6 protein-coding genes are annotated in these 7,849 nt (G+C 66.1%); 4 read left to right on the forward strand and 2 right to left on the reverse strand.

Annotated elements, in window-relative coordinates; genetic code table 11:
* A partial coding sequence (locus K1X74_23110; protein MBX7169241.1) for an ATP-binding cassette domain-containing protein occupies positions 1 to 1,559 on the reverse strand: 1,559 nt, incomplete at its 3' end.
* Positions 1,560 to 2,181: 622 nt separating this feature from the next.
* On the opposite strand from K1X74_23110, the gene K1X74_23115 reads away from it, so the two are divergent.
* The 4 genes from K1X74_23115 to K1X74_23130 all read left to right on the forward strand — a co-directional run bounded on the left by K1X74_23115 (position 2,182) and on the right by K1X74_23130 (position 5,920).
* Positions 2,182 to 2,430 (forward strand): hypothetical protein, encoded by a 249-nt coding sequence (locus K1X74_23115; protein ID MBX7169242.1) that lies wholly within the window; start codon positions 2,182 to 2,184, stop codon positions 2,428 to 2,430.
* A gap of 260 nt (positions 2,431 to 2,690) precedes the next feature.
* Entirely contained in the window at positions 2,691 to 3,584 is an 894-nt protein-coding gene (locus K1X74_23120; GenBank protein MBX7169243.1) for an NTP transferase domain-containing protein, read from the forward strand.
* Between the two features lie 3 nt (positions 3,585 to 3,587).
* Positions 3,588 to 4,598 carry a hypothetical protein gene (locus K1X74_23125; GenBank protein MBX7169244.1) on the forward strand — a complete coding sequence of 337 codons (1,011 nt, stop codon included), beginning with the start codon at positions 3,588 to 3,590 and terminating at the stop codon, positions 4,596 to 4,598.
* Positions 4,599 to 4,654: 56 nt separating this feature from the next.
* On the forward strand, positions 4,655 to 5,920 hold the full coding sequence (locus tag K1X74_23130; protein MBX7169245.1) for a DUF4185 domain-containing protein: 1,266 nt from the start codon (positions 4,655 to 4,657) through the stop codon (positions 5,918 to 5,920).
* Between the two features lie 52 nt (positions 5,921 to 5,972).
* Here the strand turns inward: K1X74_23130 and K1X74_23135 are convergent.
* Positions 5,973 to 7,849, reverse strand: a 1,877-nt coding sequence (locus K1X74_23135; protein MBX7169246.1) for a tetratricopeptide repeat protein, incomplete at its 5' end; no start/stop codon positions are given.

Raw genomic sequence — 7,849 nt, forward strand, 5'->3', positions numbered from 1 at the left:
CGGGCTGCGATGTTCGGCACGCGCCCACCCGCGGCCGGCCGCCTGGTTGGGCTGGCCGCCTCGCGCTCGGCCTCCTCGATCTCCCGGTTGACCATGTACAGGTAGGCTTCGTAGTCGCCCCGGTAGTTCACCACCCGCTGGTCGCGGACCTCGACGATGCAGGTCGCCACGCGCTTCATGAAATGACGGTCGTGGCTCGTGAAGACGACCGTGCCTTGATATTCCACGAGCGCTTCCGCCAGCGCTTCGATCGTGTCGACGTCTAAATGGTTGCCCGGTTCGTCGAGGACCAGCACGTTGTATTGGCCCAGGAGCAGGCCGGCCATGCAGAGCCGCGCCCGCTCGCCCCCGGAAAGGACCTCGATCCGTTTTTTCACCTGGTCGCCGCGAAACAGCATCGCCCCCGCCAAATCGAGGATCCGCTGCGCCTTGGTGCCGGGCGCGGCTTGATACTCGAGGTAGTCGAGCACCGTTTGCCGCTCGGGCAGGCTGGTGTAGACGTGCTGGGCATAGATGCCCAGCTGCGTGCCATAGCCCCAGCTCACCTCGCCGGCCAGCGGTTCGAGCGACGAGACGACGGAGCGCAAAAACGTCGTCTTGCCTTGGCCGTTGTCGCCAACGATGGCGGCCCGGGAACCATGCTCGAGTTCCAGGTCGATGCCCTGGGCCACGGTGTGATCGGGGTATCCGATCGACAGCCCCTTGCAGCGCAGCACGGTGCCCTTGCGGGGTTCGACCTGCGGCGCGCGGATCGTTGCGGTGGGCTCGTCGCCGGCGATCTCGATCAGCTCCAAACGCTCCAACTGCTTGCTTTTCGACTTGGCCCGGGTGGCCGTGCTGGCGCGAGCCTTGTTCTTGGCGACAAACTCCTCGATCCGCTTGCGCTTCGCGAGGACCGTGGCGTTGACGCGCTCGTCGTGCTCGCGCCGCTCGCGCTCGAATTCGAGAAAGGCGTCGACCTTGCCCGGGTACACCGTGAGTTTGCCCCGGGCCAGGTTCAGTGTCTGGCCGCAAACCGAGTTGAGAAAGGTCCGGTCGTGCGACACGACCAGGCAGGCCTCTTTGAAGCCGCGGAGGAAGTGTTCGAGCAAGATCTGGGTGCGCAGGTCGAGAAAGTTCGTCGGCTCGTCCAGCAGCAGGAGGTTCGGCTCGTGGAGCAGCAGTGCGGCCAGTTTGACGCGCGTCTGCCATCCGCCCGAAAGTTGTGCGACCGGCCCCTCGAGGTAGGCTCCCTTGAGCTCGAACTGGCCGGCAACCTCGCCGCATTTCCAGTCGGGTTGGCCGCTGTCGCGCATGAGAAAATCCCAGGCCGACTCGCGGGGCAGAAACGGATCGTGCTGGCGAAGATATCCCAAGCGCAGCTTGGGATGCAGGATGATCTCGCCCCGGTCGAGTTCCTCCTCGCCGAGGAGGATCCGCAGCAGCGTGCTTTTGCCCGCGCCGTTCCGGCCGATGAAGCCCACTTTGGCGTCGTCGGTAAGCACCGCTTCGGCATTGTCGAGCAACACCTGATCGCCGTAACTCTTCGAGGCATTGCGAATTTGAACCAGGACGGCCATACGATGCGGCACCGAGTTGTAGTTCGGGAGGGAAGAGGGAAACTGTCGTTCCGGGCGACGGGGCGGGCGAAGCCGCTGGCCTGGGAGCATATGTGTTCCGCGGGCCTCCCCCGGTGCCGCCTGGCAATCGACGCGCCGCCAGCCTGCCAAGGTGCCATCAGGCAATAAAAAAAGCCCGGAATCGCACTTCGCGGCGCGGGACGACCTATCTTACTCGCGAGGCCCCGTCAGCGGCGAGGTCAGAACGCCGCAGTCTTCACCGGGTTCCCGACCGACCTGGCCCGGAAACGCCCTTGCGCAGCATGCTCGGCGTCAAACCACCGGGCCGGCAGCGCGGCTCTCCGTGAGACTCCGGTACCCCAACGCCTCCGTCGAGGGTGCTTCAATCTCTGGCCCTCGCTTCGAACGGGCCGCTTGATTTGGAACAGGTTTTTGCCGCGGTTTCTTTGCCTTTATAGTACGAATGCCCACTGGCACTCGTCAGCTGGCAGCGCGACGTCCGCAACGACGAACCGTCGACCAACAGGTAGGCAAACACGGGGGCTTTCCGTTGCGCAGACGTATCACGGATTCAGCCTCTACATCGATCGCCGGCTGTATCGGCGGGAGCATTGCCCTGGTCGTGGGAATCGCCTGGTCCGGTTTCGCGGCCACGACAGGCGGACCGCTCTTTGCAATGTTCGGGGTGGTCTTCTGTTGCGTGGCAATCGGCGGAATCGTCGTTTCGTTTTACAACGCGGCGGCTCGACCGGAGGACCGCATCGGAGGTAAAGAGATCGTCGACATCGACGACTTCGTGCACTGTAAGGAGTGCGGCAAGCCGATCGACGAAGATTCGGTTTACTGTCGCTTCTGTGGCAGAAAGCAGTAGTCGCCCTCGGTCGCAGCGTGGCCGGTGGGCCCCACGACGCCGCCGACCGTCCCGACTCGACAGCTCTCGCTGCGAGAAAAAAGGAGCCGAGGAAAGGGGCTGCAGCACGCTCGGCCGGTGGGAGCGCGGCGCAAGCGTCGGCGGCCGCCGCAGCGGGCGCGGGGCAGTCGGTGTAAACTAGCGCTCAGCGAATGCTTGCCCGCTAAACTTGGGCTGCCACAGGGGCGCCTGTCGTTCGTGCCCGTCGAGGGGAATTGTCGATGCCGATTGATATTGCCGTCGTGCCGGTCGCCGGCCGGGGCACGCGGTTGTTGCCGCTCACCAAGAGCCAGCCGAAGGAGATGCTGCCCGTCGGCCGCAAGCCGGTCGTGCAGTACGTGGCCGAGGAATTGGCCGATGCCGGCGTGCACAAACTGGTCTTCATCACCGGTCCCGGCAAGACGGCGATCGAGAACCATTTCGACGTCGACGACGAGCTGACCAACCACCTGCGGCTGACCGGCAAGGAAGACCTGCTGGCCGAGGTGACCGAGCGCACCGACCAGGAGCACTTCTACACGCGGCAGCGCCGGCAATTGGGTCTGGGGCATGCCGTGTTGTGCGCCCGGTCGATCGTCGGCACGCAGCCGTTCGTCGTGGCCCTGGGCGATTCGCTGATCGGCCTGCACGGCCGGTCGAACATCGTGGCGCGCATGATCCGCGAATTCACCGAGCGCAAGGCCGATGCGGTGATCGCCTTCGAGGAGGTCGAGCCCGACGAGGTGGTCCACTACGGCATTGCCCAGCCCCGGGGCGCGGTGGCGCCGGTGTTCGAGCTGGCGGACATCGTCGAAAAGCCGGCCGTGGCCGATGCCCCCAGCCGGATGGCCGTGGCGGGCCGTTACGTGCTCAGCCCGGCGATTTTCGAGCTGCTGGCCGATACCAAGCCGGGCAAGGGGGGTGAGATTCAATTGACCGACGCGCTGCGGGCCCTGGTCCGTGGCGGGGGCAAGATCGTCGGCGTGCGACTGGCGCCCGGCGAGCACCGCCACGACGTGGGCAACTACGAGCGGTACTTTCGCGCCTTTATCGAATCGGCCCTGACGGATCCCCAATATGGCCCCGCCATGCGCGAATTCGTCGCCGAGCTGCTGGCCAAGTTGGGCGGCAAGTGAACCATGCTCCTGATCCGCAAGCAGGCATTTGCCCGGGCCGGGCTCGTCGGCAACCCGTCCGACGGCTATCACGGCAAGACGATCTCGATCATCGTGCGCAATCTGCGGGCGCAGGTGGTGCTCTACGAGTGGGACGAGATTGAAGTCGTCCCCAGCCAAGAGGACCAGAGCCGGTTTCGCTCGGTCGCCGAGCTGGTCGAAGACGTGCGGCTGCACGGCTATTACGGCGGTGTGCGGCTCGTCAAAGCGACCATCAAGAAGTTCTGCGACTATTGCCAGTCCCAGGGCATGGCCCTGCACGAACGGACTTTTTCGATCCGCTACGAGAGCAACATCCCGCGCCAATGCGGCTTCGGCGGCTCCAGCGCGATCATCGTGGCCACGCTGCGAGCACTGATGGAGTTCTACGCGGTGACGATTCCGCTCGAGGTGCAGCCGTCGCTGGCCCTGGCGGTCGAGACCGACGAGCTGGGCATCGCCGCGGGGCTGCAGGACCGCGTGATCCAGGTCTACGAGGGCATGGTCTACATGGACTTTTCCCGCGAAGCGATGCGCGACCTGCACGGCTTTGCCTGCGGGCGTTACGAGCCGCTCGACCCGGCGCTGCTGCCGGCGGTCTACGTGGCTTATAAGTCCGAGGCCAGCGGCCCGACCGAGGCGGTGCACACGCCGCTGCGCGTGCGCTATCGTCAAGGCGAGCCGGCCGTATTGGCGGCGATTGAGCGTTGGGCCCAGTTGGCGGCCGCGGCGCGCGCGGCGCTTGTGCAGCGCGACGTCGGCCGGCTCAACTTGCTGATCAACGAAAACTTCGACCTGCGCCGCCAGACGATCAACGTGGCGCCCGCGCAGGCCGAGATGGTCGACGTGGCCCGCGCCGCAGGCGCCACGGCCAAGTTTGCCGGCTCGGGCGGCGCGATCGTCGGCACCTATGCGGATGATGCGACCTACGACCGGCTGGTGACGGCACTCGGCCGGATCGGCTGCCGGGTGCTCAAACCCGTCGTGGCTGCGTAGCCGTCCGTTGAACCATTCAACGGACGGCCTCCGAACCGTTCGCGAGAAGAACTGCCATGGTGCGTGTCGCCGCGAGTACGCTGCTCGGTTTCGTCGGCGCGATCGCCGTAACCGCCGCGACGGCCACGGCCGAAGACCTCTGCCTGCCGCGCGACGATTGGGACCGCGCTTTCCAGCGCAGCGCGGGCTGGACCGGGGGCGACGCCGACTATGCGATCGACCTGGGCGAGCGAACCCTGTGGCTGTTCGCCGACAGTTGGGTCGGCAACGTGGCCGACGGCCGGCACTCGCCCGGGGCACGGCTGGTGAACAATGCGCTCGCCCTGCACGCCAATCCGGCCGCGGGCGCCGCGCCTGCGCCGGCACAGATCGAATTCCACTGGGGCCCTAGCGACAGCGAGCAGCATCCGACGGCCTGGGTCGTGCCCGATCGCCAGCGCGTCAAGGCGCGGTTTCCCCGGCAAGGCGTAAGTTCCGCGCCGACCTGGTATTGGGTGGCCGACGGCCTCCTCGCGCCCGGTCCCGAGGGGCGCAAACGGCTGGTCGTGTTCCTCTGGCACATCGGCCGCACCGAGGGCACCGGCGTCTGGACGTTCGCGTCGGTAGGCGGTGCGGTCGCCGTGATTGAGAACCCCAATGAGCCGCCGGAGCGCTGGCGCGTCGCGCAGTTCGACAATCCGCACGTCGTCCCCGACGCGGGCCGCGAGGCATCGCCGCCGCAATCGCCGGTCACCTGGGGATCGGCGCTGGTGCTGGTCCCGCGCGACGTTGCGGCCGGCGACGCCGCGCAGGCGCCGTGGATCTACGTCTATGGCACGCGCAACGCCGGACCGTTCGAGACGCAGCTCGTGCTGGCCCGCGCGCCGGCCGACGCGATCGAGAAGTTCGCGACCTGGGAATTCCGCACGGCGAACGGCTGGTCGCGCGAACCCACTAGCGCCGCTTCGTTGGCCTCGGGCGTGGTCAGCGAGTTTTCGGTCGATCGCGTCGAATGGGCCGGCCGCACCGCTTGGGTCCTGGTCCAGAGCGAGCCGCTGTTCGGCACGCGGATCATGGCCCGTGTGGCCGATGAGCCTACGGGGCCCTTTGGCCCGGCGCTGGCCGTTTACCAGGTGCCCGGCGTCGACCCGAAGCGCAAGTATTTCACCTACGCGGCCAAGGCCCACCCGCACCTGTCGCGGCACGGCACGCTGTTGGTCAGCTACATCATCAACTCGCACGACTTTGGCGCAATGATCAACGACGCGAATATCTACCGCCCGCGGTTCGTGGAGCTGGATGTCGAACGGCTAGCGGCCGCGGCGAAAAAGACGGAGCCGTGATCGAAACAGCCGATCGCCGCGCGCCCAGCGGCCGCCAGCAGCTTGGCGCGGCCTATGGGCCCAACCGAATTCCAAAGGGCCGGCCAAGTTCGTCAAGCGCCGCAAGGATTTCGGCCTCCGTGCGGCCCATTTGCTCAAGCAACAAGCCATAGTTGTGGATCGCGGTGCGCAAGTGGGGATGTTCGTGCCCAGTGGCTTGCGTGAATTTGAGGAAGATCGCAACCATACGTCGCATCAAGGGCTCCGCTTCGACCAGGCGGTTGTTGGCCTGGAGCAACCCCGCGAGGTTGTTGAGGTCCCTGGCTACTTCAGGATGTTCGTTCCCGAAGCTCGCCTCGTCGATCGCCAGCGCGCGTCGCATCAAGGGCTCCGCTTCGTCCAGGCGGTTGGTAGCCTTGAGCAACTGAGCGAGGTTGTTGAGACCCCCGGCCACTTCGGGGTGCATTGGCCCGAAGCTCGCCTCGTCGATTTCCAGAGCGCGTCGCATCAAGGGCTCCGCTTCGTCCATGCGGTTGGTGTCCTGCAACAACAGCGCAAGGTTGTTGAGGTCCCTGGCTACGTCAGGATGTTCGTTCCCGAAGCTCGCCTCGTCGATCTCCAGCGCGCGTCGCATCAAGGGCTCGGCTTCAGCCATGCGGTTGGTGGCCTTGAGCAACTGTGCGAGGTTGTTGACTTGTTTTGCGACGTTCGGGTGATCGCTCCCGAGGCTCGCCTCGAAGATCTCCAGTGCGCGTCGCATCAAGGGCTCGGCTTCGGCTAGGCGGTTGGTGGCCTGGAGCAACAGCGCGAGGTTGTTGAGGCGAATGGCCACGCTGGGATGCATTGGCCCGAAGCTTGCCTCGTCGATCTTCAAGGCGCGTCGCATCAAGGGCTCGGCTTCGGCCAGGCGGTTGGTGGCCTTGAGCAACTGTGCGAGATTGTTGACTTGTGTTGCGACGTTCGGATGATCGCTCCCGAGGCTCGCCTCGAAGATTGCCAGTGCGCGTCGCATCAAGGGCTCCGCTTCGGCCAGGCGGTTGGTGTCCAGGAGCAACCGCGCGAGGTTGTTGAGATCCCTGGCCACGCTGGGATGTTCGTGCCCAAAGCTCGCCTCGTCGATTGCCAGAGCGCGTCGCATCCAGGGCTCCGCTTCGTCCAGGCGGTTGGTGGCCTGCAGCAACTGGGCGAGGTTGTTGAGTTGGATTGCGAAGATCGGATGATCGCTCCCAAAGCTCGCCTCGTCGATCACAATTGCGCGGCGATAGAGCCGTTCGGCGGCGGCGAACTGGGTCTTTTCCTTCAGCAGCAATCCAACGTTATTCATCAGCCGCGTGGTGGGGGCGGCGATCTGGGCGCGGTCGGCGTGCCAGGCGATCGTCTCGGCGTGGGCCGTCAGCGGGTCGAGCACCGGCCAGGTGCGGACGTCGGTCGGCTCGCCGGCGAAAGCGCCGTTGATCCAGTTCAGGGCCCGTTGGAGCGTGGGCGGGGGGCTGGAAGGCGCGGTTGCCGTGCCTTGCGCGGCGCTTCCGGCCGCTGCGGGCGACTCGATCTGTAGTCGCTCGACCGTTTGCACGAGCGGATGGAACGAAAGGGCCCGGCCGTCGGACTGGGCCATCGAATAGGCCGTCAACTTGTTGACATGCGCGCGAACCCAGGCCTCGGCATGCTCAGGCGGCGGTGCGGTGCTGCCCACCAAAGTTGCGGCCTCGGCGCGAATCGTTTCGACGCCGCCGATCAACAGCGACAGCGGAATCGGCGTCGCCGCCAGGTAGCTGCACAGCCGCAGGAGGGCCCGGGCCTCGGCCGTCAACCGTTGCGTGGTGATCTGCCAGGTGGTCATCACCGAGTCGGGATACTCGGTCGAGCCGAGGGCGCGTTTCGCGAGGAGTTCGGCTTGGGCATCGGCATACAGCCGCCGATAGTCGGCAAAGGTGAACTTCGCGCCGCGGC

The sequence above is a fragment of the Pirellulales bacterium genome (genome assembly GCA_019694435.1).
Taxonomy (GTDB): Bacteria; Planctomycetota; Planctomycetia; order Pirellulales; family JAEUIK01; genus JAIBBZ01.

Excerpts from the sequence above, each read along its gene's own strand:
- K1X74_23120 (MBX7169243.1), top strand. The coding sequence starts at position 2,691 with ATGCCGATTGATATTGCCGTCGTGCCGGTCGCCGGCCGGGGCACGCGG.
- K1X74_23125 (MBX7169244.1), top strand. The coding sequence starts at position 3,588 with ATGCTCCTGATCCGCAAGCAGGCATTTGCCCGGGCCGGGCTCGTCGGC.
- K1X74_23130 (MBX7169245.1), top strand. The coding sequence starts at position 4,655 with ATGGTGCGTGTCGCCGCGAGTACGCTGCTCGGTTTCGTCGGCGCGATC.